Raw genomic sequence first — 23228 nt, 5'->3', positions numbered from 1 at the left:
AGCAAGCCGGTCCCCGTGCCGTCCAAGGGGTTTCGGACCGGCCCGGCGATCAGGCACTGTCCGGCGGATCATGCTTCGGGGTCGAGGGTCCGGAGGTCGTAGAGGTAGGAGCGGTCATTTTTGAAGCTGCGCCAGACGGTGGCGGGGGGTTCGGGGTCGTCGGCGTGGCTGTTGAGGGGGTGGGCGGTGACGAGGCCGTCAGCGATCTCGCAGTGCCAGCCGTCGGTCGGCGACCAGACACACCACACGTTCCCGTCCGTTCGGCGGTAGGCGGGGCGGCCGTTGCGCTCGCCGTCGCGCTCGAAGTGGTAGCGGAGCCCGTCGATGTGGCGCTCGAAGGTGAAGGATGAAAGTGCCGTCATAGCTTCGGCACTGTATGGGACGACGCTGCTGGCAACTAAGGAGTCCTGGGCGTGACCAGGTGCTGGGTGTATCTCACGGGCGGAGCCAGAGCCGGATCGCGGCGACGGTGACGGTGCCATGGAAGACGTAGGCCCTCTTGTCGTAGCGGGTTGCGACGGCCCGGGAGTTCTTGAGCCGGTTGATCGTGCGCTCGACCTCGTTGCGGCGTTTGTGGATCTTGCTGTCGAAGCCGGTGGGCCGGCCGCCCTTGCTTCCGCGTCTTGTGCGTTGGCCCGCTGGTCCTTTGGTTCGGGGATGGTGTGCTTGATCTGGCGTTTTCGCAGGTTGCGGCGGTTGCGGCGTGAGCTGTATGCCTTGTCGCCGCCGATGTGGTCCGGCCGGGCGCGCGGCCGTCCGCCGTGCGGTCGGGGAACGACGATGCGTTCGAGGACCTCGATCATCTGCGGCCCGTCGCCCCATTCTTCTTTCGGGCCCCGGCCGCGTGCTGATGGGCACGGGCAGGACGTCGAATCGACGCTGACCATGCTCCAGTCAATCCGGCCCGCGAAGTCGGCGTCCGCCTGGACGGCACGCAGAATCCGGTCCCGCGTGCCGTCCGCAGACCAATGCCGGTGCCGCTCGTAGACGGTCTCCAGCTGCCGAAATTCGGAAGTGGATGTCGCACTCGACGTCACAGTTGGAGATCCACAGGTGCTGTGCAGCGGGCCGAGCACGCGACGGTCCGTATAGTTCCCAGGGCGCTGAAGAGGGGGACGGCATGGGTGAGGTACTGAAGCGACGCCCGGTTCTGGGGAGACTTGTGATCGCGGCCTTCGGTCTGGCGATGCTCGCCGTTTCGAGTTGGTTCTTGAGCGAGGTGGTCGGCGCCGACTTCCCGCGGAGGGCTGTTTGGGACGTTGGAAGTGCGGGGCCCTGGGTGGCTTCATACGCGCGCGCCATCGCTGCGGGGTCCTGGATGGCGGCGCGTGCCTGCCTGATGCTGGCCGCCCTGATCCTGGTGCTGGATCTTGCATCGCGGCTCATGGGCGCGATCCGCAGGGTCATCCGGCGGCCTGGCCGCCGGGTGGCTTGAGGCAGCCATGGCGTAACTGTGCTGGTCACAGCCACTCGTTGATGCCGCGATGAGAACGGTCGCCTCGTAGCGGACGGCGAGCTTGTCGTATCTTGTGGCAACGGCGTGGCGCCTTTTGAGGCGATTGATGCCGCATTCGACCGCGTGCCGAGCCTTGTAGTCCTCGGCGTCGAACTTGGGCGACCGACCGCCGCGAGAGCCGATCTTCTTGCGGTTGCGGGTCTGGTCGGCCTTGTCCGGGATGGTGCAGCGGATCCTGCGGAGGTGCTTACGTCGCGGAAGTGCGGGCCGCACCTGCAGGTGTCCCTCACGCTCGAAGAGCTGCACTGCGGCGGCGAGGCGCCGCGCCCGGGCACCGGGCGGCCCTCCCCAGTGATGGGACGTGTCGAGAGTGGCCGGCCGGCCGGCGGGCAGGGAGGCGGCGGCCGGCGCCGGGCGGGCAAGAGGTGTACGTGGCGCGGCGTGCGGGGAACGCGAGGCCGTGGGGGTTGAACACCCCCACGGTCTCGTCGGCTTTCCTGCCTCCGGCTGTACGGGAGCCGATTACGGCAGGGCGATGAAGGTCTCGGCCGTCGCGGGCAGGGTGCCGCCGGTGCGGACGTTGCCCGTTGCCGGGAACGGGCGGCTCCCCTCGGGCTGACACGGCGGCCCGCGCACCGGGAACGGTGCGCGGGCCGCTGGGTGTCCACCGGCGGGTTCAGCAGTGCGGGAGGCCGGGCACGTTGTGGAACTGCGCCGCGCCGTCCACGTACGGTCCGAACGTCCAGGTCACCCCCGTACCGACCTGCTGGTTGTACTGCCACACGCTGGTGGTGCGGTACCAGACGTTGCCGTCGCTGCCGACGGACCCGCCGGCCACCCAGCAGTCCGCGAAGACCCAGTCGCTGCCCGGCGCGAGGGTGATGTTGTTGTACTTGCCGGCTCCCGCGTTGGGGGCGGTGTAGACGCCCACGGAGTGGCTGGTGCTCAGTCGGATCCACTGCGGCGCGGAGCCGGTGTGGCTGGGGTTCGGGTCGGCGGACGCCTGCGAGGTCGCACAGAGGATGGATGCCCCAGCCATGGCGAGCGCGGCGAGAGCCTTGATCGAGCGGGCCATGAGATTTCCCCGTTTCCTCCCGGCCCCCCGGTGGGGCCGGTCGGTGTACGAGCGAACCCCACCCCGTCCGTACAGTCCAGGGCGCAAACCGGCCAGGATGGCACCGTCGGCCGCATGCGGACCGGGTGGGCTACCTCGGGCTGATCGTGACCTTGTAGGTGGCTCCGGCCCTGCCGCGGGTGTTCACGGTGACGGTCTGGCCGTGGCCGTCCCAACTGGCCCTGCCGCCTTGGATGTTGACGCGGTAGCCGCCCGGGTAGGTGTCCTTCGGCACGGTGATCTGGGTGGGCCCCTCCGCGTTGTCGCGGGTGCGGAAGGTGAGGGTGTAGGTGCGTGTAGCCGGGTCGTACGCGTACTGGAGCGGGTCACCCGCGACGGCTCGCGCGTAGGGCTGGACGAGCAGCCGGGCGTTGGGCTTCACCGCGCCCGTCTGGTCGAGGAAGCAGTAGCCGCCGCCCCGGCACCACTGCCACCACGTCCAGCCGCTGGAGAAGCGGTCCAGGGAGGCCGTCATGTCGGTGACGAACCGGCTCGCGTGCGGAACGTAGGGGTTGCCGCCCCACTCGCCGACGATCACCGGCATGCGGTTACGGGTCGGGTAGTCGCTGATCGCGGCCTCGTAGGCGGGGATGAAGGTGCCGTCGGGGTCGTAGTCGCCGCCGGTTTCCATCGCGGTCTCGTAGAAGTGCGGCGCGTAGCCGGCGTGCGGGTCGTCGATGTGGCCCATCCGGGTCGGGACGCCGAGACCGACGATGACGGTCGGTTCGACGAACACCCACGATTTCTGGTCGACCAGGCGGATCGCCCGGGCAAGGCGGTTCCACATCTCGGTGAGCTCGGTGGCCTCGAAGCGGCCCGCGGCGGCGGGGAGGTCCTCGCCTTCGAGGAACTTCGCGAACGGCTCGTTCATCAGGTCGTAGCCGAGCAGCGCCGGGTGCCTGCCCAGGGCGGAGGCGACCGTCGTCCACATGCGGGCGTGCGCGGCGCGGAGGTCGGCGTCCTTGTACAGGTGGTCGAAGGCGGTCTGTACGGACGGCTCGAAGTACTCGGAGAACCAGTCGTCCGGTATGTGCGTGAACGGCAGCCCCTCGTCGCGGGTGGCCCAGTCGGGGACGCCGCGGGAGCCGAAGTGCGGTCCGTACACGTCCTGGTGGGCGTCGAGGATGACCTTGACGTGGTAGCGGTCGGCCCAGTCGAGGATGCGGCGCATCTTGGCGAGGTAGCCGCGGTCGTAGTGCCCGGGGGTGGGTTCGAGGTCGTCCCAGAAGAAGGCGAGGCGCGCGAGGTTGAAGCCCCGGGCGGCCATGTCCTTGAGGTCGCTCTCGTGGATGTCGGCGAACGCGTCGGCGCCCCGGCTGCTCTTGTCGGAGAGGTTGAAGCCGCGCCACTGCAGCGCGCGGCCCTGGCCGTCGGCGATGAAGGTGCGGTCACCGACCGTGACGCGGTCGGGGGCGGGGTCGGGGCGGGCCTGGGCCTGTGTGGGGAGGACGCCGAGCAGGAGGGCGGCCAAGGCGAGGGCGGCGGGGACGACGCGGGAGGTCAAGCGCATGCAGGAGACCCTTTCGCGGGCGGCTGCTGGGGCGGCGGGTTACCGGCCGGTCGGGATGTTACTGGCGAGTGAGTCAAGTTCACAGTGGTTCAAGGGAGTTGGCGAAAGGTGGCCGCGATCAGTGGCTTGCCGGGACCGGCCGCTCATGCGGGCCGGCGCTCCCCGGGGTTCCGGCGGCGGCACGTGCGCGAAGGGTTTCCGACGGGCATCAGGGTCCGTACCCGTACCCGTGCCCGGGAGGCCCGCGGTTCGGGAGGCCCGCGGTTCGGGAGGCCCGCGGTCCGGCGGAGACCGAGTCCCGAGCCGGCCCGGCGTGAGCCATCCCCGGCCTGCGCCGGGTACCGCCGCCGGTGTCGGAGCCGGCTGGAACACTGCGGCAGTGACCAACGAGACCACCCCGGGCCGGCCTGACGACGCTGCTGCCGCCACCCTGCCGCCGGCGGCGCATGCCGCGCTCACCGGCACCGCCTGGGAGGCGCTGCCGCACTTGTGTACGGGCCGGCACAATGTCCCCGACACCCCGGACATCCTCACCGCGGTGCTCGCCCCCGACCCTGCCCGCCGCGTACGGGCGGTCGGGAACCTGTACCGGCTGCTCCTCGACCGGGAGCGCGTGTTCCCGGCGACCGCCCCGGCGGCCCTGGTCGTCGCCGCCCTGCTCGGCGATCCGCGCACCCTCGCCGAAGACCGGTGGGAGCGCAGGGCAGGCCGGCGGCCGTTGCGCGCGGAACTCCTGAACTGGCTGGCCTCGTTCGCCGACATCGCCCGCCAGGACGTCCAGGGTGTCCCGGACGTCCAGCACGGTGTCGGCGCCGCGCGGGATCTGGCCGCCGCGCGTGCGGCACGGCCGGCGCTCCACACCCGCATCGCGGCTTTCTGCGAGGACGACCATCCGCAGGTGAGGGAGGCCGCGCTCGCGGCCACCGCCCTGCTCCTCGCCGATCCCGCCCTCGCCTCGTCGGTACCCCGCTACGCACCTGCCGTCCGCGCGGTCCTGGCGGTCAGCGTGGACTCGTACCACCGGCGGATCGCCCGGGAGCGGCTGGCGGCCTGGAACGAGGACACCACCGGTCTCGTTGCCGCGGAGGAGGAGCACAGCGCGGCCCTGGACCGGGCACGTGCACTGGCGGACAACCCGTTCGAGGAAGGGCAGGAGCGGGCGATCCGTTGGCTGGCCCGGCAGCCCGAGGACACCGCGGCCCTGGAACCGCCCGGCCGCCGGCCCGAGGGGTGCACGGCGCCCGCGCAGCCTTCCCCGCAAGAGCCGGCACCCGAACCGCCCGTGGCCGCCCCGGGGAGCGAACCGGGGTACCGAGGCCCGGGGCGGGTCGCCGGGGAGGAGGAACGTGCCGAGTGGACGTTCACCCCGTACATCGGGGTCGGCCCGCTGCACTTCGGGATGACCGCGGAGGAGATCGCCGCAGCCCTCGGAGAGCAGCCGGCCGTCTCGTCCTACACCCATGACGGCGAGGACCGCCGGCTCGACTTCGCCGACTTCACCACGAGCGGGATCAGGGCCCTCTTCAAGGGTGATCGATTGGGCTGTGTGGCAGTGAACGCGCTCACCGGACCCCAGGTGAGACTGGACGCGGCCCCGCTGACCGGTTGCGCACCCTCCCAGGTGGAGGACTGGCTCGTCCACCGCACGGTGACACGGCGGCCCGACAGCCTGACGTACAGCCCCGCCGGCGATCCGGTCTTCGCCGACCTCGGCCTGGCGATCCGGGCCCAAAGGGCCGGCGACGTCGTCCTGACCCGACCGCTCTTCCTGCTTCACGACTGGCTCGACCTGTGGCACGCGCTGCCCGGCGACGAATGGAACCACTTCTAGCGCGCGGTTCGCCGGTCAGGCCCCGCCCGCGCGCGGGGCCGGGCCGACGGTCGTCGGAGCGCGGGTGGTGGGATCCAGCGGCCCGCTCCGCAGGTCGCTACCCAGCGGCCACGACCGGGCCGGCCGTGACCTGAGGAGGGTTGGGGAGCAGCGGCGCGAGGTGGTCACTGACGAAGTCCGCCGCCTGCCCGATCGATTCCTCGGCCCCGGACCGGTCCGCGAAGACGCCGGTGGAGACCATCACTCCGTCCCCGGCGTCCACCCAGTAGTACGCCACGAAGCCGGGTACCCGGCGCAGGAGAGGCACGAATCCCTCGTCCACCAGGCGTCCTGCCTCGGCTGAGTCGGTCACTCCTTCGTAACGCCGAATCACCGCGTACATGGCTGATCTCCTCATGGATCCCAAGGTCACCTTGCGCGGAACGACCTACCCCCACCGAGGGCCTCCCGCTCGGGGGACGTGCGGAAGTGACCCGGATAGGCGCACCCACGAACCGAACCGGGCATCTGCTGTGGCCGGGGAGGCACGGGCGTCGCGCCGCAGAGGGTAACCACCGGACCCCGCGCACCTGACCCCTGGGCCGGCGTCCCGCAGGCCGCCGGTACGTGCGGGGGAGTGCCTAGCTCATCGGTCTCCGCCGCCTGGTGACGGGTCGGCGCTCGTGGCGCTCGGCGGTCTTCGACCGGAGCGCGAACGCCCCGTGGCGTCGGCGGAGCGACGTCACGGGGCGTTCGCGGACCGGGCGTCCGGGCGTCCGGGCGTCCGGACGTCCGGGCGTCCGGACGTCCGGGCGTCCGGACGGCTACCGGCGACCTACTACCGGCTACCGGCTGAGCGACTTGAGGGCCGTCGCGTCGTACGGCTTCAGCTCGTCGAAGCGGTTGCCGAGGACCTTCGCCGCCCACTGCGGGTCCTGGAGCAGCGCCCGGCCGACGGCGACCATGTCGAACTCGTCGCGTTCCATGCGGTCCAGGAGGTTGTCGATGTCGCCGAGCGCCGCGCCCTCGCCGACGAAGGCGCGGATGAAGTCGCCGTCGAGGCCGACCGAGCCGACGGTGATGGTCGGGCGGCCGGTGAGCTTCTTGGTCCAGCCCGCCAGGTTCAGGTCCGAGCCCTCGAACTCCGGGAGCCAGTAGCGCCGGGTGGAGGCGTGGAACGCGTCGACGCCGGCCGCCGCCAGCGGGGCCAGGATCGCCTCCAGCTCCTCCGGGGTCTGCGCGAGCCGGGCGTCGTAGGCCTCCTGCTTCCACTGCGAGTAGCGGAAGATCACCGGGAAGTCGGCCGGGACGCGCTCGCGGACCGCGGCCACGATCTCCGCGGCGAACTTCGTCCGGGCCACGGCGTCGCCGCCGTACGCGTCGGTGCGGCGGTTGGTCCGCTCCCACAGGAACTGGTCGAGCAGGTAGCCGTGGGCGCCGTGCAGTTCGACGCCGTCGAAGCCGATCCGCGCGGCCTGTGCGGCGGCGTCGGCGAACGCGCCGATGACGTCGTCGAGGTCGGCGCGGGTCATCGCCTTGCCGGTCCCCTCCGTGCCGTCGACGCGGATGCCGGAGGGGCCGACGGCGGGCGCGTCGGCGTACGGTGCCTCGCCCTGCTTGCGCACCATGCCTATGTGCCACAGCTGGGGCACGATCGTGCCGCCGACCTCGTGCACGGCCGCGGCGACCTTCTCCCACCCCGCCAGCTGCTCCTCGCCGTGGAACCGCGGCACCCGGTCGCTCTGCCCGGCGGAATCGTGACCGACGTAGGTGCCCTCGGTGACGATCAGGCCGACACCCGCGGCGGCCCGGCTGGCGTAGTACGCCCGCACGTCCTCCCCGGGCACGCCGTCCGGGGAGAACATCCGCGTCATCGGAGCCATCGCGATGCGGTTGGGGACGGTCAGGCCGTTCAGCGTGACGGGCCGGGACAGGATCTCGGCCGCGCGGGAGGCGGTGGAGGTGGTGACGGTCATGCGGATCCTCCGGTTGAGGCTGTGGCTCGTCGGGGTGACGACGAGAAGTGCATAGTACACATGTTGTGTAGCATGCATATCGTGGCTCGATAGGGTCCACCGGCCCTCGGGTCGGCGATAATGGGGCGCCGGAAGGAGCGGGAGGCGCAGTGCTGGAGAAACTGGAGCGGGAGCTGATGCTGCTCTCACGGCACCAGGTGCTTGCCCGGCGCGAGCGCGACCCCGAACGCCTGGAGCGGTCGGCGTACCTGCTGCTCAGCCGGATCGACACCCAAGGCCCCATGTCCATCGGGCAGTTGGCGGAGGCCTTCGGGCTCGACACCTCGACCGTGAACCGCCAGACGGCCGCACTGCTGCGCTGCGGACTGGCCGAGCGCGTCGCGGACCCGGACGGCGGCATGGCCCGCAAGCTGCGCATCACCGCCGAAGGCGGGCGCCGCCTCGCCGCAGACCGTGAGGTCAACCGGTCCTGCCTGGCCCGGGTGGTCGCCGGCTGGTCCCCCGAGGAGGTCCAGGAGCTGGAGGACGTCCTGGTCCGGCTGAACCGCAGCGCCGAGGCCCTCGAAGGACGCTACTGGCCGCGCACGGAGGAAGACGACACCCGCGCCGCCTGCCATCAGCCGGTCCCGCGGGAATCCGCGGTAACCGCGTCGTGGGAATCCTCGACTTCCACTGCGCAGGCACCCGCGACCCCCTCCCCGTAGGACGCCCGCAAACCGCCCCGTGGAAACGCCAGCACGCCGGGCGGCGGGCCGTGGCCGTGGTCGTGGCAGTGGCAGTGGCAGCTGTCGGAGTCGGGTCCGGGGCAGGGCTTCGCCCGGGACCTGCCCGCTTCGGGCGTGGGGTCTCAGCGGGATTCGCCCTGGGCGGCTTCGATGCCGTCGTGCAGGTCGTCGGCTGCCTGGACGGACGCCCCGGCGGAGAGCGCCACGCAGGCCACCAGTGCCACGACCGCGGCGCGTTGGGCGTGGGGCCGGGCCGTCCTGGCCTCGGTGCCGTGGCCGAGGAGGGCGGCGACGCGGCGGGGAACCGGCCCTGCGGTCGCCGGGAGGGCCGGCCCGGGCCGCGTACGGCCGGCAGCGGAGGAGGCGCGGGTCGCGAGAGCGGCCCGGCCGATGGCCCGGGCGGTCAGGCGCCGGCTGCCCACGGCGCGGGCGGCGGATTCGTCGGCACTGCGTTCCAGCGCGTACGCGAGCGGCTCGCGCAGGGTCCGCAGCGCCGGGTGACACAGGCCGGCCAGGTCGGCCACGGCGGTGAAGAGGTGGTGGCGCTCCCGGAGGTGGGCGCGCTCGTGGGCGATCAGGACCTCGCGCTCGGGCGCCGACAGTGCGCGGAGCATGCCGGACGTGACGACGATGCGCCCCGGGCTCCCGGGCAGCGCGTAGGCGTCGGGGTGCTCGTCCGGCAGGACGACGAGTTCGCCGTCCGCCTCGGCCGCGAGCATTCCGGCCCGGCGGAGCTGGGTCCGGCGCCGGCGCACCCCCTGCACCAGTCGGGCGGCGCACCAGGCGAGCAGGGCCCCGGCGGTGACGGCGATCGCGATGACGGCGTCGGGTGATCCACTGCTCAGCGGGGTGAGCAGATGGCCCGGCGCGGCCACGACGTGGAGGTGGGTGGCGCCGGGGACGATCAGCAGGGCCAGCGCGCAGGTACTCGCGGCGGCGAGGCCGGCCGCGGCCGCCGTCAGCAGCCGGACCGCCTGCCGCGGAGACAGGTGCGAGGCCGGCCGCCTGCCCGCCGGTGCGGCCAGGAACGGCACGAGGAGGGGGAGCCAGGCGATGTGGATCACGCCGCGTCGTCCCCTTCCCCGTCGAGCAGGGCGCGGAGCAGACGTTCGTCCTCGCCGCTCAGCTGTGAGACGAAGCGGCTCAGTACGGCCCCGCGGTCCCGGTCCTTCGCCATTTCGGCGTGCATGCGCCGGGCGGTGAGACCGGAGGCGTCCTCGGTCGGGACGTAGACGAACCCGCGGCCGGACCGCTTGCGGGTCACAGCGCCCTTCTCGTACAGGCGGGACAGGATCGTCGTCACGGTCGTGCGGGCGAGGGACCCGCCCATGATCTCCTGGACCCGGCCCGGGGACAGCGGCCCGTCCGCCGCCCAGAGCGCCGCCAGCACGCCGGCCTCCAGCTCGCCGGCGGGGCGCCGCTCCGGGTTCCTGTCGCCCATGGGTGCGCTCCTCCAGACATCGATCGTCTACAGTTCTGTAGACCACTTGGGGAACTGTAGCCGCCGGTCGGCAAGGGGCGTTGTACCGGACCCCGTTCCTCTCACCCCATGGGAGCCGTTCGACGTGACCTTGCCCGCTTTCGCCGCGGCGTCGCAGGCGCTCGGCCCGCTGGCGCTCGGGCCCGCGAAGGCCGAGGAACTCCTCGACCGGTACGGACATGCCAAGGCGATCGTCCTGGCCCGCTCCGTGCCGCTCGTGCGCACCGTCCTGAACCCGATGGCCGGGGCGCTGAACGTCCCGGTCCGCGCCTTTACGCTCTGGCAGGCGGTCGGCGGGCTCGTGTGGACGGTGGGTCTGGTGCCGGCCGGCTACGCGCTCGGCTCCTCGGTGCCCGAGGTCGACCGCCACCTCCTCCCGATCGTCGCCCTCGTCGTACTCGTCTCGCTCGCCCCGCTCGCCGTGGAAGTCATCCGTCGGCGGAGTCCCCGCACTTCGAACGGAGGCTCGCATTGAGCCTGCTCGCCCTGGACGGCCCCGCCGTCGACGGACACCTGTACACCTGGCTCACCGGCCTCGCCCAGCGGGCCCCCGGCTGGCTCGACGGGCTGGTCACCGCCTGGTCCGACTACGGCCTCGCCCTCTTCGCCGTACTGATGCTGGCCGCCTGGTGGCGCGCCCGGGCGGCGGCCGACCCGGCGAGGACCGCCACGGCGCTGGCAGCGCCCCTCGTCGTGGTCCTCGCCTTCCTCGCCGACACCGGCATCAAATCGCTCTTCCGGGAGCAGCGGCCCTGCCAGACCCTGCACGCGGTCACGCTGGAGGCCTGCCCGCCCCTGGGTGACTGGTCGTTCCCCAGCAACCACGCCGCCATCGCCGGCGCGGCGGCCGCGGCCCTCTGGGTCACCRACCGCCGGCTCGCGGCGATCGCGCTGCCGGCCGCACTGCTGATGGCCTTCTCCCGGGTCTGGGTGGGCGCCCACTACCCCCACGACGCCGTCACCGGCCTGGTCGTCGGGGCGGTGGTCGCCTGGCTGCTGACCCGCACGGCCCGCCGCGCGACCCCCCTCGTACAGCGGCTGGGCAGCTCGCCGCTCCGGCCCCTGGTCGCCCCCCGGTGAGGGTCCCCGCCGTGCGGAGCGCCACCCGCTGGGGCCTGGCCGCAGCGCTGTGCGCAGTCCTGTTCGCCGTGCTGACCGCTCTGGTCGCGGCCCGCCACGGCAGCCCGTACCCACTCGACGAGAGCGTGCACCGCTGGTCGGTACAGCACCGTCCCGCCGCCGCGGTCGCCTTCGCGCGGGCCGTCACCACGACCGGGACCGGCCCCGTCCCGTACCTGTGCGCCGTGACCGCGGGGCTCGTCGCCGGCTGGGGCCGGGGCGCCCGCGGCCGGCTGATGACGGCCGCGGGCGCGCTCGGATTCCTGCTCCTCGCCCAGGGCCTGCGCTACGCCGTCCTGTACGGGGTGGCCCGGCCGCGTCCGCCCGTTGCCGACCGGGTGACGCACGCCTCCGGCTTCTCGTTCCCCTCCGGCCACACCACCACCTCGGCGCTCGTGGCCGGCCTGCTGGCCTGGGCGGTGTGGCGCACGGCCTCTCCCGCCGCCGCCCGGCTCGGCTGGGTCCTGTTCGCCTGCTGGGCCGTCACGGTCGGCCTGACCCGCGTCTACCTCGGCGTGCACTGGGCCACCGATGTCCTCGGCGGCTGGCTCTACGCCCTCACCTGGCTCGCCGCCGCCATGGCCGTGGACGCCGGGGTCGGACGGGCCCGGGTGCCCCGAGAAGCCGTCACGTGAGGGGTGTTCCGGTGGCGGCACGGCCCCGGGAGCGGCTGGGCCGGGCCGTCGCCGCCGCCCGCCTCGCCGCTGGAACTCGTGCCGCTCTGCGCCGGGTTCCAGGTGCCGGCGGCAACCCCCGCCCGGGTGGCGGTGGGCCGAGCAGTCTCGTCTACAGTTGTGTAGACATTGGTTCGGGTGGCCGGCCGGCTCCGGGATGCCCGGTTGCCGACGCCTGCCCGCACACCGGCATCAGCGGTACGGCGCCCCAGTCGGCGCCGGGAGGGTGGACGTCGATGGCAAGGGTAGAGGCGGACAGCAGGACAGCGGCACGGCGGAACCCGCGCGTGCCCCGGCAGGGGGAGTCCCACCACGCCCGACCGGGGGCCGCCCTCTCGAAGGTCCCCGAGGTCACCGCCTGGTTCTGGACGGTGAAGATCCTCACGACCGGCATGGGAGAGACCGCGTCCGACTACCTCGCCCGGACGCTGGGCCCGGTCCCGGCCGGCTGCCTCGGACTCGCCGGACTGGCGTCGCTGCTGATCCTGCAGTTCTGGTCGGCGCGCTACAGGCCGTGGCTCTACTGGTCGGCGATCGTCATGGTCAGCGTCTTCGGCACGATGGCCGCGGACGTCGTCCACGTCATCGCCGGCATTCCCTACACGGTGTCGGCCGTGGGCTTCACCCTCGCCCTCGCCACCGTCCTCACCCTCTGGTACGCCTTCGAGCGGACCCTCTCCATCCACAGCATCCGCACCACCCGCAGGGAGTTGTTCTACTGGGCGACGGTGCTCACCACCTTCGCCCTGGGCACCGCGGTGGGCGACCTCACGGCCGGGACCCTGAACCTGGGTTACCTGCCCTCCGGTGTCCTCTTCGCAGCCCTGATCGCGCTGCCGGTGCTGTGCCGCCGCTTCCTCGGGCTGAACGCGGTGGCCGCCTTCTGGGCCGCGTACATCCTCACCCGGCCGCTCGGCGCCTCGTTCGCGGACTGGATGGGCGTCCCCACCACGCGCGACGGGCTCGGGTGGGGGACCGGCGCGGTCAGCCTCGCCCTGCTGGTCCCGATCGCCGCGCTCGTCGGATACCTCCAGGTGAGCCGCGCCGACACGCCCGTGCCGCCGACTCCCGCCGCACGGGCCGCCTGAGGCCCGAGCCACGCGGGGGCGCCCACAGCCGGTGTGCCGGCCATGGCTGTGGCCCGCACGGCAACACGTCGGCCGCCGGCGGCGACGGCTTCACGATCCGGCTGTGGGACGCGCAGGCCGCCGGGTCAGGGGCGCCCGGCGACGAACCAGCGGGCCGGGAGTTCCACCGGCGAGCCGTCGGGGCGGGTCTCGCTCATGGCGAGGGCGGTCGTGCCCTCGTCGAGGACGGTGAGGCCTGCCGCGCGCAGCAGGGCGGCGACTTCGCCCTCGGCGACTTCGCCGGGGCGCAGGTCGTGCTCCTTGACGCGGCGCAGCTTGGGGGAGGGGCCGCCGGGCCGGGCGGCGATGGCGGCGATGACGTCCTTGGCCTCGCCGGTCGGTTCCAGGACGAGGGCGCGGCCGTGCGTGCCGACCAGCCGGGCGATCGCGGCGGCCACCGCGGGGCGGTCCTCCGGGTCGCTCTGGTGCAGGACGGCCCGCATGTAGACGTTGGTGTCGCCGAGGCGCTCGTGCAGGTCGCCGGTCTGGACCGGGTCGGCGAGGTTGAGCTGTTCGTACGCGGCCGCGCCGTCCGGATCGGCGCGGCGGGCGTGGGCGACGGCGGCGGCGGAGAGGTCGACGCCGACGGCGCCGGCGAAGCGGGTGGCGAGGAAGCGGGTCTGGGTGCCATTGCCGCACCCGAGGTCGGCGACCGGGAGGGAGTGGTCGGCGTACGGGGCGAGGTGGTCGAGGTCGCGCCGCGCCGTCAGGGCCGGGTCCGCGTCCCAGAAGGGTTCGCCCGGTTCACCGGAGCTCTGCTCCCAGAAGCCGTCCCAAGAGGTGCGGTAGCGGTCGGACACGGTCATGGGGGCTCCTCGCGGCGTGCGGCCTGCATGTGCGGTGTGAGGCGGGTGGTGCATCGGGTTCCGCCGTGCCTGCTGGCTACCCGGCGGGCGGCCGCCCTAGCCTCGCGGGGATGTTCGAGAGGGCGGTCGCGCCGCCGGCGCGCTCCGCGTGCGCCGCGCATCCGGAGGGCCATGCCGTGACCGCCCCCATCACCGGGATTCGCCACGTGCCCTCATCCCAAACCGCACTGTGCGTCCACAGGAGGACCTCCACGGGGCTGCCGGGGACGCCCACGGTGAGGAAGAGCCCGCCGGGTTCGGGAAGTCGACCGACTCGCGAGTCGGACAGATCAGACGAAGCTGCCCCACATGCGCCGCACACCCACAGCCTGGTTCGAAGGGCATTTCGGCTCATCGATAGCCTGGGCCCCATGATGCGCGCTTGGATCCTGCCGATGCTGCTGGTGCTCTGCGGCTCGGCCGTCGCGACCGGGCTGATCTTCGAAGGGAACCCCGGCACGGCCGCAGCACTCCTGCCGGCGTTCCTGGCGCTCGCGGGCATGAACTCGCCCTTGATCTTCCCGAGGTCGATCGGCGCGGGGGAGGCAGAACGCCGCAGCGCGGCCGACGGCCGGCCGGTCGTCTTCTGGCGTCCGGGCTGTAAGTACTGCATACGACTGCGCATCCGGCTGGGCCGCAGCGCCCGCCGGTTGCACTGGGTCAACATCTGGAGCGACCCGGCAGGAGCGGCAGCGGTGAGAGCGGCCAACGACGGCAACGAGACCGTGCCGACGGTCGTCGTGGCGGGTCGGCCGCACACCAACCCCGAACCCGCATGGGTGCGCGAGCAGCTCTCCCCTTCCGCGTGAGCGGAGACCGCGCCCTACCGGAGAGCCGTGGCTCGACCGGCGGCTCAGCCGCGCTGGGCGCGGATGAGGTCGCGGTACCAGGCGAAGGACGCCTTCGGGGTGCGGACCTGGGTGTCGTGGTCGACGTGGACGAGACCGAAGCGCTGATGGAAGCCCTCTGCCCATTCGAAGTTGTCCATCAGGGTCCAGGTGAAGTAGCCGCGGACGTCCACGCCCTGGGCCACGGCGGTGTCGACGGCCCGGAGATGGGAGTCCAGGTAGTCGATGCGGTCGAGGTCGGGGACGGTGCCGTCCGCGGTGACCACGTCTTCGACGGAACAGCCGTTCTCCGTGATGTAGACCGGAGGGAGGGCGGGGTAGCGCTCCTTGAGGCCGACGAGCAGTTCGCGTAGGCCGTCGGGGACGACGGGCCAGTCGAAGGCGGTGCGGCGGTAGCCCTCGATGGGAGCCTCTTCGAACGGCAGGCCGGCGGACGTCGGAGCCTGGATCCGCGTCGGGTTGTAGTAGTTGATGCCGAGCGCGTCCAGCGGGGCCGAGATCAGGCCGAGGTCGCCGTCCCGGACGGAGCCGCCGAGGGTGGCGTCCGCGCCGTAGGCGGACAGGTCGGGGTAGGTGCCCGTGAGGAGGGGGTCGTTGAACAGGCGGTTGTGGAGGTTGTCGTAGGCCTGCGCGGCGGCGCGGTCGGCGGGGGCGTTGGAGGCGGCCCAGACCGGGGTGCAGTTGTTCGCGATCATCACCTGGAGGCCGCGTGCCCGCAGCTCCCGCAGCGCGAGGCCGTGGCCGAGCAGTTGGTGGTGGACGACCGGCAGGCAGTCCAGGAACAGGGCGCGGCCCGGCGCGTGGACGCCGAGGCCGTAGCCCCAGACCGCGTGGATGAACGGCTCGTTGAGCGTGATCCACTTCTGGACGCGGTCGCCCAGCCTGTCGGCCACGACGGCGGTGTACTCGGCGAAGCGGTACGCGGTGTCGCGGTTCAGCCAGCCGCCTTCGTCCTCAAGGCCCTGTGGGAGGTCCCAGTGGAACAGTGTCGGGACGGGCTCGACGCCGCGTGCGAGCAGGCCGTCGACCAGCCGGTCGTAGAAGTCCAGGCCCCGGGAGTTGACCTCGCCGCTGCCGGTCGGCCGGATCCTGGGCCAGGCGATGGAGAAGCGGTAGCCGGTGAGGCCCGCCTCGGCCATCAGCGCCAGATCCTCCTCGTACCGGTGGTAGTGGTCGCAGGCCACGTCACCGGTGTGCCCGTCGCGGACCGTACCGCTGCGGGCGGTGAAGGTGTCCCATACCGACGGCCCGCGGCCGTCCTCCTTGGTGGCGCCCTCGATCTGGTAGGACGCCGTCGAGGCACCCCAGACGAAGTCCGCCGGCAGATGGTCCAGCCTCATCTACTGCAACCTCCCAAAATGTGAGTCCGGCTCATATTAGCTCGCTCGATGGGATGATGGAACGGTGAACCAAGATCGCAACTCGGGGTCGCTGCGCCGCCAGCCCGTGCAGAAGCGCAGCGCCGAACGTTTCGAACGGCTGCTGGACGCCTGCGCCGAACTCCTGGACGAGGTCGGCTACGCCGCTCTGACCACCAAGGAAGTGGCGCGCAGGGCCGAGGTGTCCATCGGCACCCTCTACCAGTTCTTCTCCGACCGGGAGGGGCTGATCGGCGCACTCGCCGCCCGGAACCTGGAGGCCTTCCTGGAGCGGGTCGCGGTCCGGCTGGAGCGCGAGGAGCCGGATGACGTCTCGGGCGTCGTCGAGGTGGCCGTCGAGGAGTACGTCGCCATGCGCCGGACCGTCACCGGTTTCGGCGTGGTCGACTTCGGCGCGGTGGGCCGGGACCACACCCTCGATCCGGCCCTGGACAACAACACGGCGGTCGCCGGCCGGCTGCGCTCGCTGACCGGGTCCCTGTCCGGAGTCCAGGACGACGCCGAACTGGGGCTCGCCATCCGGGTGGCCCTGGAATGCGCGGACGGCGTGCTGAGACTTGCCTTCCGTACCGATCCGCAGGGCGACCCCCAGCTGATCGCCGAGTGCAAACGAGTCCTCAACAGCTACCTGAACGACCGGGTCCGGTCGCTCGCGACACGTCGGGAAGCGCACTAGCGGACGCTCCTGACCTTCCAGACCAGTACCGCGCCCAGCGCGGACATGGCAGCGGAGCCGAGGAACAACGAGGGGTAGCCCCCCAGATCCCCGAGCACGACGGAGGCGATCGGGGGTACCAGGACGTACGGCAGGGAAGCCATCAGGTTGGCCAGGGCCATGTCCTTGCCGCGGTCCGCCGAGGCGGGCAGCACCTCGGTGACCAGGGCGGTGTCGACGGCCAGGTACACGCCGTAGCCCAGGCCCAGGATGACGGCCGCGACCAGCGTCATGGTCCAGGTGGGCGACAGGGCGAGCGGGATCGCGGCGACGGCCATCGTGAGGCCGCCGACGAAGACGAGCATGCGGCGCTTGCCCAGCCTGTCCGAGAGCCAGCCGCTGAGGACGACCGTCGAGATCGTGGCCAGGCAGTTGACGCCGACCACGATGAGCAGGCCGTCCTCGGTGGACCGGCCGGGGAACAACTGCTCGTAGTGCAGGACGTCGTCCAGGAAGTACGGCATGTAGAGCGTGCCCAGGCCGTAGCCCAGTCCCATGATGAACCGGGAGCTCATCGCCCACACGAAGTCGGGGTGCCTGCGCGGGCTGATCCGGTAGCCGTCCAGGAACGCGCGCGGCGAGAACGGCTCGCGGTGGCCGGCGGGAAGCGGCGGGTCCTTCATGACGACCGCGAACAGCGTGATCAGCAGGGGGAACGAGGCCATCAGCACGTACTGCGCGGGGAAGCCCGTGAGGAGTCCGAGCAGCAGCCCGCCCGCGATCAGGCCGCCGGCCTGCGGGACCGTGGCCCAGCCCAGGACCACGCCGCGTTGCGCGACGGGGACCCGGTCGGGTATCACCGGGGCGATCCCGGCGCCGATGATCATGAAGGTGGCGGACAGCAGGAGAGAGCCGAGCGTGATCCCGGCGACCGTCGTCTGGATGCCGGTATAGATCAGCGCTGCCATACAGGCCAGCGAGCCCGCGATCATCCACGGCCGGCGGCGCCCGAATCGGCCGGTGGTGCGGTCGCAGAGCGCGCCGGCCAGCGGTGCGATCACGATTCCCGAGATCGCGCCCATCATGCTGACCCAGGCGTAGGAGCCGACCTTGCCCGCCGGATCGATCCGGGCGATCTGCGCGGGCATCAGGAACGTGGTCGGCACCTGCATCGGGATGAACATCCCGGTGTTGGCCAGCACGTACAGGGCGATCCAGCCGGGGCCGACCCTGCGGGTCGGCTCGGCGAGGGCTTCGGGCCGTGCGGGGGCCAGGCTCATCGGGGCACTCTCTTGAGGTGGACGAGCTCGCTCGTGCAGTCGAAGGCCAACAGGGGTGGGAGGCCGTGGCCGAGCAGGACGGCGCCTTCGTGGACGGCCCCGGTGTCCTCGTCCCGGTAGCGGGCGCGGTGGTCGAGGCCCTTCAGCCGGGTGCGGGCGACGGTGCGGGTGAGCCCCGACGGCCGGAAGCGGAAGACGACGATCTCGTCCCCGGTGAGGTACTGCACGGCGTCCTGCCCGAGGCGGTACAGGGCTCCGCCGTGCACCACGGGCCGGATCCGCTTGTACTGTTCGACCAGCGCCCGGGCCTCGGCCAGCTCATCCCCGCTCCATTTGCGCAGGTCGCCGCCGATGCCCATGGCCCCGGCCATGGAGACGTGGAAGCGGTACCGGATGGAAGCCGGGCGGGCGGTGAAGCCGTTCGGGCTGTCGGTGACCCATGCGCCCATGGTCCGGGCGGGCAGCAGCTGGCAGTGGCCGTGCTGGATCGCCACACGTTCGGCGGCGTCGGTGTTGTCGGAGGCCCAGACCTGGTCGGCGCGGGCCAGCACGCCCAGGTCGGCCCGGCCGCCGCCGCCCGCGCACGACTCCAGGTACAGGTCGGGACGGGCGGCACGCAGCCGGTCCATCACCTCGTAGACGCCGCGCGTGTGTTCGACCCAGACCCGGTCGGGGTCGGCGGCCCCCGGCTGCCCCGCCTCGCTGAAGGAGCGGTTCATGTCCCATTTGAGGAAGGCGACGTCCAGCTCCGTGACGGTCCTGACCAGCCATTCGACTGCCCATTCACGGACGTCGCGGCGGGCGAAGTCCAGTACGTGCTGGTTGCGGCCCTGCGTGCGCGTACGGCCGTCCTGGCAGAGGATCCAGTCGGGGTGCGCACGGAAGAGGTCGCTGTCGGGGTTGACCGCCTCGGGCTCGACCCACAGGCCGAAGCCCATGCCCAGCGCGCGAACGCGGTCGGCGAGCGGGCCCAGGCCGTTCGGGAAGCGGTCGGGGTTGGGCCACCAGTCGCCGAGCCCCGCCGTGTCGCCGGTGCGGGCGCCGAACCAGGCGTCGTCCACCACGAAGATCTCGACGCCGAGCCCCGCGGCCAGCTCGGCCAGCTCGGTCTGCTGCTTCTCGCTGATGTCGAACTCGGTCGCCTCCCACGAGTTGAAGATCAGCGGGCGTTCGGCCGGCCGGGCCGGCAGCACCTGGCCTTCGACGTAGGCGTGCCAGCGGCGGCTGGTGCCGCCGAAGCCGTCGGGGGCGTACAGCCCGGTGAAGACGGGGGTCTCCAGGCGCTCTCCCGGGAGCAGTTTCCAGACCAGGCCCTCGTGGCCGAAGCCCCCGGTCCAGGAGGCGCGGCCGTAAGGGTCGCGGCGCAGGGTGATCCGGCGGCTGCCGCTCCAGGCGAGGGCCGCGCTCCAGACCTCGCCGTGTTCCTCCGCGGCGTCGTGCGCGTCGAGCATCAACCAGGGTCCGGCGTGGCGTCCTGTGATGCCGAGGCGGCTGGTGAACACCGTCTCCCCGATGGGCACCCGGTCGCGCTGGAGCTGGAACTCCCTGCCCCACTCTCCCACCACATGGCTGACCCGGTAGTCGTCGCGGGCGGGCAGTGTCCAGGCGGCGGAGTCGAACCGCAGGACGTCCACCGGCTCGTCGGCGGTGAGGACCGCCCAGCGTTCCACCTGGTCGTGGCCGTCCCGGATCCGGTAGTGCAGGTCGAGACCCAGGGAGCGGACGCGGTCGGTGAAGGAGAGCGTGAGCAGGCCGGCCTCGGCCTTGTGCGCGACGAACCGCCACTCGAAGCCGCGTACGCCGTCTTCGAACCGGACGGTCAACGACGGTGCCCCGAACCGCAGGCCGCCCTCGACGGCGTACTCCTCGCCGCCGGGGTCGTCGCCGCCGGGGTCCTCGGCGGGAAGGCCGGCCGCGACCACGACGGCCTGCTCCAGGGTCAGCGGCCGGCCCCAGTGCACGTGCCGGGGGACATCGTCGGCGTCCAGCCGGAAGGCATAGGAGGTGCCGGGCGTGCTCAGCAGCCAGAGGCGGGCTTCGGAATGGTAGGTGATCACACGCAGCCTCAATGTGAGTAGGGCTCATGTTTTGCGCGTATGCTACGTGAGCGCACCTGCGGCGCCAACCCCCTTGAGGGGGGACGGAGTCGGGGAAAGAAGAGGACCGCTCCACCGGGTTGGCGGGATCCTCGCGGGCCCGAGGTCACTGCCCGGATCCCGCGCCGCCGGGGAAGCTGCCCGGTGCCGGCCGAACGGCGATCGGCGCACCCGGTGTCCGAGGCTGCCGGCAGCGTCGCCGCCATGGGCAACGCCATCCGTACGACCCCGCCGCGGCTGCTCGACGTCACCGCGCTCTTCCCTCGACCGGCCCCGCCGGCACGCACGGCGACCCGGCTGCGTCCCCGCCCCGGGTCGCCCACGTCGCACGACAGCTCGATCGGCGGTCCACTGCTCTGGCCGGCCGGCCGGCGGCTCCGCGATCCGCAGGAGCCCTCACTCACGCAGGAGCCGCAGGCGGCGAGAAAATACCCCCCGGGGTACCCGTGCTACGCTCGAAATATACCCCCGGGGGTAAATGTCAGCCGAAAGGAGCAACCACGTGTTCTTCATCGACAGCATCGAGACCGAGGGCATCGGAAACCGCAGCTACCTGGCGGGCGGCGCGCGCACCGCGGCGGTCGTCGACCCGCCCCGCGGGTCCTCGCGGCGGCTGCGCCCTGGGCGTCGGCCGGGCTCCCGGTCGTCGACGAGCGCGGAAGCCGCGGCCGGATAGCGTGAGCACGCTCATACTCGCCCTCGCCGCCGGAGCCGTCATCGGACTGGCCCTCGGGGCGCTCGGCGGCGGTGGCAGCGTCCTGGCCGTACCCGCCCTGATCTACCTCCTCGGCTTCACCCCGGCCGCAGCCACCACCGCATCCCTGATCATCGTCACCGCCACCTCCGCCACCGCCCTCTACACCCACGCCACTTCCGGCGACGTCCGCTGGAAGACCGGCGCCCTGTTCGCGGCGGCGGGCATCCTGCCCGCCACGGCCGCGGCGATGCTGGCCGCCCGCGTCCCCGAACCTGTCCTGACCGCAGCGTTCGCCGCCGTGGCCGCCCTCGCCGCCCGGCGGATGTTCAGCTCATCAGGCCCCGAGCGGGAGCCTCGGCCCGTACGGCCCGCTCGGGCTGCCGGGGCGGGCGCCGGGCCCGGCGCGGTCACCGGGTTCCTCGGCGTCGGCGGCGGCTTCCTCGCCGTCCCGGCCCTGGTCTCCGTACTGGGACTGCGTATGCGCGCCGCCGTCGGCACCAGCCTCCTGGTCATCACCGCCAACTCCCTCGCCGCGCTCACCGCCCGCGCCGGCAGCCACGCCCCGCTGCACTGGGCGGTCATCGCCCCCTTCGCCGGCGCCGCGATCCTCGGAGCGTGGGACGGAAAACGCCTCGCCGCCCAGGTCTCGGGACCCGCCCTCCAGCGGATCTTCGCCACCGTGCTCATGGCCGTCGCCGCCCTCATGCTCGCCGACGCCCTCCACTGACCTGGCGACCCATCCCTTCACCACACCTTTCACCACACCCTTCACCACATCCTCATCAATACCCCCGGGGGTACCGCGAGAGCGGGCCCCGCCCACCAGGAAGGAAACCCACACCATGACCAAGCCCCGCACCCTCGACGCCCAGCAGGCCTGCGGTCGGCTGCACGAACTGATCGTCCTGGACGTCCGCACCCCCGGCGAATACGCCACCGGTCACCTCCCCGGAGCCCTGAACATCCCCCTCGACGACCTCCCCCGCGCCCTGCCCGACATCCGCGAAGCCGCCGACCGCGGCGACATCCTCGTCGTCTGTGCCTCCGGCAGCCGCTCCGAGAAGGCCTGCAAGACCCTCGCCGACAACGGCATCACCTCCGCCAGCCTCGCCGGAGGCACCGACGCCTGGACCGGCGGAGGCCGCATCCTCCACCGTCCCGACAGCGCCCCGCGCACCACCTGGAGCATGGAACGCCAGGTCCGCCTCACCGCCGGCGCCGTCGTCCTGACCGGCCTCGCCCTCGGCCGCCTGCGCCCCGCCTTCCGCCTCGCCTCCGCGGGCATCGCCGGCGGCCTGGCCTTCTCCGCCCTCACCAACACCTGTGGCATGGCCGCCCTCCTCGCCAAACTCCCCCACAACCGCCCCCGTCAAGGCGACCTCGAAGCCGCCGTCGAGGCCCTCCGCGACCACTGACCTCATCGACCGGATACCCCCTGGGGTACCATGGGTGGGACAGCGCACAACGCCAGGAGGCACCGGTGAAGGTCGACGACGACGCAGTAAACGCAGTCCTCAACCGGCTGCGTCGCGCCCAGGGGCAGCTCGCGGGTGTCATCGCCATGATCGAAGCCGGACGCGACTGCAAGGACGTGGTCACCCAGCTCGCCGCCGTCTCCAAAGCCCTGGACCGCGCGGGCTTCAAGATCGTGGCCAGCGGCATGCGCCAGTGCATGACCAACGCCGACGAGAGTCAGCCCCCCATGACCGAGGAAGAACTCGAAAAGCTCTTCCTCGCCCTCGCCTGACCCGCACCCCCACGCCCGCTCTCCTCGGGCGGGATGCGTGCAGCTTCGGCCGCGTGCACGATCACTTCACGAAGGTGTTTCAGCTCCTCGTGGCGGCCGCATGGTGAACCGGCCGTCGGCGGGGCTCACCGTCCAGGACCGCCCACATGCGCCGACCATCCTCCCCGGTGTCCGTGCCGACCGAGTCGACGGTGGCGAGCGCGGCCACTGTGCCGAGCACGGTCTGGTCAAGCGCTCCTGTGGCGTGGCTGAGGACCGCGACGAGCACCTTCTGGTCCTGGTCGCCGAGATGCACGCTCAGCCGCTTCCCCCCGTCCGCCACGGCTGCGGTGACGAGGAGTCGCACCACGCTCTCCAGATCTTCCACGTCCAGGGCCGGGTACCCCCACCCCCGGACTGTTTCAAGGACCTGGCGTACTGCCTTCGTCGGGGCCCATTCATCGGCCCGGAAGGGGTGCGCGGCCGTACGCCGGTTCCGTACCACCATGCGAGGCTGGGTACGCAGCGGCAGCTCGTTGGCCGACTTCGTGGCCGGCTGGGGCCGTGGGGGCTCCACCGGCTTCTTCTGCGGTGGCGGGGTCCTCGGGGGGTGGCTCGGCGGGACCTTCGGGCCCTTGGCCTCGGGACTGGTCAACGCGGCCTCCTCGCAACAGGGGGATCCATCTTGGCAGGCTTCTTCCACCCCGGGAG

At 72.4% G+C, this 23228-nt stretch carries 25 protein-coding genes and 1 pseudogene; 12 read left to right on the top strand and 14 right to left on the bottom strand.

Annotation, left to right across the window (positions count from 1 at the left end; translation table 11 throughout):
* Positions 1-68: 68 nt before the first annotated feature.
* From AB4039_RS04785 to AB4039_RS04765, 5 genes and pseudogenes are all read right to left on the bottom strand, one after another.
* A complete protein-coding gene (locus AB4039_RS04785; RefSeq protein ID WP_266845473.1) occupies positions 69-362 on the bottom strand; it encodes a hypothetical protein in 294 nt (97 codons plus the stop codon).
* A 73-nt stretch (positions 363-435) separates the two neighbouring features.
* A pseudogene (locus tag AB4039_RS04780) lies at positions 436-573 on the bottom strand (IS5/IS1182 family transposase); the annotation flags it as partial.
* 712 nt (positions 574-1285) lie between these two features.
* Positions 1286-1762: a hypothetical protein gene (locus AB4039_RS04775; RefSeq protein ID WP_442270066.1), complete on the bottom strand. Its 477-nt coding sequence runs from the start codon at positions 1760-1762 to the stop codon at positions 1286-1288.
* Positions 1763-2132: 370 nt separating this feature from the next.
* On the bottom strand, positions 2133-2531 hold the full coding sequence (locus AB4039_RS04770; RefSeq protein ID WP_266845477.1) for a hypothetical protein: 399 nt from the start codon (positions 2529-2531) through the stop codon (positions 2133-2135).
* A 130-nt stretch (positions 2532-2661) separates the two neighbouring features.
* Positions 2662-4080, bottom strand: a complete 1419-nt coding sequence (locus tag AB4039_RS04765) for a cellulase family glycosylhydrolase (protein WP_442270065.1) — start codon at positions 4078-4080, stop codon at positions 2662-2664.
* Positions 4081-4459: 379 nt separating this feature from the next.
* On the opposite strand from AB4039_RS04765, the gene AB4039_RS04760 reads away from it, so the two are divergent.
* Positions 4460-5911 (top strand): hypothetical protein, encoded by a 1452-nt coding sequence (locus tag AB4039_RS04760; protein ID WP_442270064.1) that lies wholly within the window; start codon positions 4460-4462, stop codon positions 5909-5911.
* 97 nt (positions 5912-6008) lie between these two features.
* On the opposite strand, the gene AB4039_RS04755 is transcribed toward AB4039_RS04760, so the two are convergent.
* Both AB4039_RS04755 and AB4039_RS04750 read right to left on the bottom strand, forming a co-directional pair.
* On the bottom strand, positions 6009-6293 hold the full coding sequence (locus tag AB4039_RS04755; RefSeq protein ID WP_442270063.1) for a hypothetical protein: 285 nt from the start codon (positions 6291-6293) through the stop codon (positions 6009-6011).
* Positions 6294-6735: 442 nt separating this feature from the next.
* On the bottom strand, positions 6736-7866 hold the full coding sequence (locus AB4039_RS04750) for an NADH:flavin oxidoreductase (RefSeq protein WP_442270062.1): 1131 nt from the start codon (positions 7864-7866) through the stop codon (positions 6736-6738).
* Positions 7867-8042: 176 nt separating this feature from the next.
* Here AB4039_RS04750 and AB4039_RS04745 point away from each other — a divergent pair, with 176 nt between their 5' ends.
* On the top strand, positions 8043-8570 hold the full coding sequence (locus AB4039_RS04745; RefSeq protein WP_266845680.1) for a MarR family winged helix-turn-helix transcriptional regulator: 528 nt from the start codon (positions 8043-8045) through the stop codon (positions 8568-8570).
* 143 nt (positions 8571-8713) lie between these two features.
* Here the strand turns inward: AB4039_RS04745 and AB4039_RS04740 are convergent, their stop codons facing one another.
* On the bottom strand, positions 8714-9655 hold the full coding sequence (locus AB4039_RS04740; RefSeq protein ID WP_442270061.1) for a M56 family metallopeptidase: 942 nt from the start codon (positions 9653-9655) through the stop codon (positions 8714-8716).
* Entirely contained in the window at positions 9652-10032 is a 381-nt protein-coding gene (locus AB4039_RS04735; RefSeq protein WP_442270060.1) for a BlaI/MecI/CopY family transcriptional regulator, read from the bottom strand. The genes AB4039_RS04740 and AB4039_RS04735 overlap by 4 nt, the downstream gene beginning before the upstream one ends.
* Here AB4039_RS04735 and AB4039_RS04730 point away from each other — a divergent pair.
* From AB4039_RS04730 to AB4039_RS04715, 4 genes are all read left to right on the top strand, one after another.
* Entirely contained in the window at positions 10031-10546 is a 516-nt protein-coding gene (locus AB4039_RS04730; RefSeq protein WP_442270059.1) for a DedA family protein, read from the top strand. The genes AB4039_RS04735 and AB4039_RS04730 overlap by 2 nt on opposite strands.
* On the top strand, positions 10543-11151 hold the full coding sequence (locus AB4039_RS04725) for a phosphatase PAP2 family protein (protein ID WP_442270058.1): 609 nt from the start codon (positions 10543-10545) through the stop codon (positions 11149-11151). The genes AB4039_RS04730 and AB4039_RS04725 overlap by 4 nt, the downstream gene beginning before the upstream one ends.
* Positions 11152-11162: 11 nt before the next feature.
* Positions 11163-11825: a phosphatase PAP2 family protein gene (locus AB4039_RS04720; protein ID WP_266845492.1), complete on the top strand. Its 663-nt coding sequence runs from the start codon at positions 11163-11165 to the stop codon at positions 11823-11825.
* A gap of 326 nt (positions 11826-12151) precedes the next feature.
* A complete protein-coding gene (locus AB4039_RS04715; protein ID WP_266845494.1) occupies positions 12152-12952 on the top strand; it encodes a hypothetical protein in 801 nt (266 codons plus the stop codon).
* 125 nt (positions 12953-13077) lie between these two features.
* On the opposite strand, the gene AB4039_RS04710 is transcribed toward AB4039_RS04715, so the two are convergent.
* Complete coding sequence (locus tag AB4039_RS04710; RefSeq protein ID WP_442270057.1) at positions 13078-13797, bottom strand: methyltransferase domain-containing protein; 720 nt, start codon at positions 13795-13797, stop codon at positions 13078-13080.
* Between the two features lie 410 nt (positions 13798-14207).
* Here AB4039_RS04710 and AB4039_RS04705 point away from each other — a divergent pair, with 410 nt between their 5' ends.
* Entirely contained in the window at positions 14208-14645 is a 438-nt protein-coding gene (locus AB4039_RS04705; RefSeq protein WP_266845497.1) for a glutaredoxin domain-containing protein, read from the top strand.
* 44 nt (positions 14646-14689) lie between these two features.
* On the opposite strand, the gene AB4039_RS04700 is transcribed toward AB4039_RS04705, so the two are convergent.
* A complete protein-coding gene (locus AB4039_RS04700; RefSeq protein ID WP_266845499.1) occupies positions 14690-16024 on the bottom strand; it encodes a GH1 family beta-glucosidase in 1335 nt (444 codons plus the stop codon).
* Between the two features lie 64 nt (positions 16025-16088).
* On the opposite strand from AB4039_RS04700, the gene AB4039_RS04695 reads away from it, so the two are divergent.
* On the top strand, positions 16089-16739 hold the full coding sequence (locus tag AB4039_RS04695; RefSeq protein WP_442270056.1) for a TetR family transcriptional regulator: 651 nt from the start codon (positions 16089-16091) through the stop codon (positions 16737-16739).
* Here AB4039_RS04695 and AB4039_RS04690 read toward each other — a convergent pair.
* On the bottom strand, positions 16736-17998 hold the full coding sequence (locus AB4039_RS04690; protein ID WP_442270055.1) for an MFS transporter: 1263 nt from the start codon (positions 17996-17998) through the stop codon (positions 16736-16738). The two genes, AB4039_RS04695 and AB4039_RS04690, sit on opposite strands and share 4 nt — an antisense overlap.
* Positions 17995-20061, bottom strand: a complete 2067-nt coding sequence (locus tag AB4039_RS04685) for an alpha-galactosidase (RefSeq protein WP_442270114.1) — start codon at positions 20059-20061, stop codon at positions 17995-17997. The genes AB4039_RS04690 and AB4039_RS04685 overlap by 4 nt, the downstream gene beginning before the upstream one ends.
* A gap of 535 nt (positions 20062-20596) precedes the next feature.
* Between AB4039_RS04685 and AB4039_RS04680 the strand changes: the two genes are divergently transcribed.
* The 4 genes from AB4039_RS04680 to AB4039_RS04665 all read left to right on the top strand — a co-directional run bounded on the left by AB4039_RS04680 (position 20597) and on the right by AB4039_RS04665 (position 22538).
* Positions 20597-20770, top strand: a complete 174-nt coding sequence (locus AB4039_RS04680) for a hypothetical protein (RefSeq protein ID WP_266845697.1) — start codon at positions 20597-20599, stop codon at positions 20768-20770.
* A gap of 1 nt (position 20771) precedes the next feature.
* Complete coding sequence (locus AB4039_RS04675) at positions 20772-21518, top strand: sulfite exporter TauE/SafE family protein (RefSeq protein WP_442270054.1); 747 nt, start codon at positions 20772-20774, stop codon at positions 21516-21518.
* 115 nt (positions 21519-21633) lie between these two features.
* Positions 21634-22206, top strand: a complete 573-nt coding sequence (locus AB4039_RS04670; RefSeq protein WP_442270053.1) for a rhodanese-like domain-containing protein — start codon at positions 21634-21636, stop codon at positions 22204-22206.
* 65 nt (positions 22207-22271) lie between these two features.
* Positions 22272-22538, top strand: coding sequence for a metal-sensitive transcriptional regulator (locus tag AB4039_RS04665; RefSeq protein ID WP_266845506.1), 267 nt, complete (start codon positions 22272-22274; stop codon positions 22536-22538).
* A 79-nt stretch (positions 22539-22617) separates the two neighbouring features.
* Here AB4039_RS04665 and AB4039_RS04660 read toward each other — a convergent pair whose 3' ends face one another.
* Positions 22618-23172 (bottom strand): hypothetical protein, encoded by a 555-nt coding sequence (locus AB4039_RS04660; protein ID WP_266845507.1) that lies wholly within the window; start codon positions 23170-23172, stop codon positions 22618-22620.
* Positions 23173-23228 lie beyond the last annotated feature (56 nt).

Source organism: Streptomyces sp. M-16, from assembly GCF_052114405.1.
Taxonomy (GTDB): Bacteria; Actinomycetota; Actinomycetes; order Streptomycetales; family Streptomycetaceae; genus Streptomyces.
This window is presented reverse-complemented; position numbering and strand designations above follow the sequence as displayed.

Bases quoted from the DNA above. Each gene is read 5' to 3' on its own strand.
- AB4039_RS04700 (WP_266845499.1), bottom strand. From the start codon at position 16,024: ATGAGGCTGGACCATCTGCCGGCGGACTTCGTCTGGGGTGCCTCGACG.
- AB4039_RS04765 (WP_442270065.1), bottom strand. From the start codon at position 4,080: ATGCGCTTGACCTCCCGCGTCGTCCCCGCCGCCCTCGCCTTGGCCGCC.
- AB4039_RS04785 (WP_266845473.1), bottom strand. From the start codon at position 362: ATGACGGCACTTTCATCCTTCACCTTCGAGCGCCACATCGACGGGCTC.
- AB4039_RS04670 (WP_442270053.1), top strand. From the start codon at position 21,634: ATGACCAAGCCCCGCACCCTCGACGCCCAGCAGGCCTGCGGTCGGCTG.
- AB4039_RS04770 (WP_266845477.1), bottom strand. From the start codon at position 2,531: ATGGCCCGCTCGATCAAGGCTCTCGCCGCGCTCGCCATGGCTGGGGCA.
- AB4039_RS04755 (WP_442270063.1), bottom strand. From the start codon at position 6,293: ATGTACGCGGTGATTCGGCGTTACGAAGGAGTGACCGACTCAGCCGAG.
- AB4039_RS04690 (WP_442270055.1), bottom strand. From the start codon at position 17,998: ATGAGCCTGGCCCCCGCACGGCCCGAAGCCCTCGCCGAGCCGACCCGC.
- AB4039_RS04710 (WP_442270057.1), bottom strand. From the start codon at position 13,797: ATGACCGTGTCCGACCGCTACCGCACCTCTTGGGACGGCTTCTGGGAG.
- AB4039_RS04745 (WP_266845680.1), top strand. From the start codon at position 8,043: ATGCTGCTCTCACGGCACCAGGTGCTTGCCCGGCGCGAGCGCGACCCC.
- AB4039_RS04735 (WP_442270060.1), bottom strand. From the start codon at position 10,032: ATGGGCGACAGGAACCCGGAGCGGCGCCCCGCCGGCGAGCTGGAGGCC.
- AB4039_RS04750 (WP_442270062.1), bottom strand. From the start codon at position 7,866: ATGACCGTCACCACCTCCACCGCCTCCCGCGCGGCCGAGATCCTGTCC.
- AB4039_RS04705 (WP_266845497.1), top strand. From the start codon at position 14,208: ATGATGCGCGCTTGGATCCTGCCGATGCTGCTGGTGCTCTGCGGCTCG.
- AB4039_RS04730 (WP_442270059.1), top strand. From the start codon at position 10,031: ATGGGTGCGCTCCTCCAGACATCGATCGTCTACAGTTCTGTAGACCAC.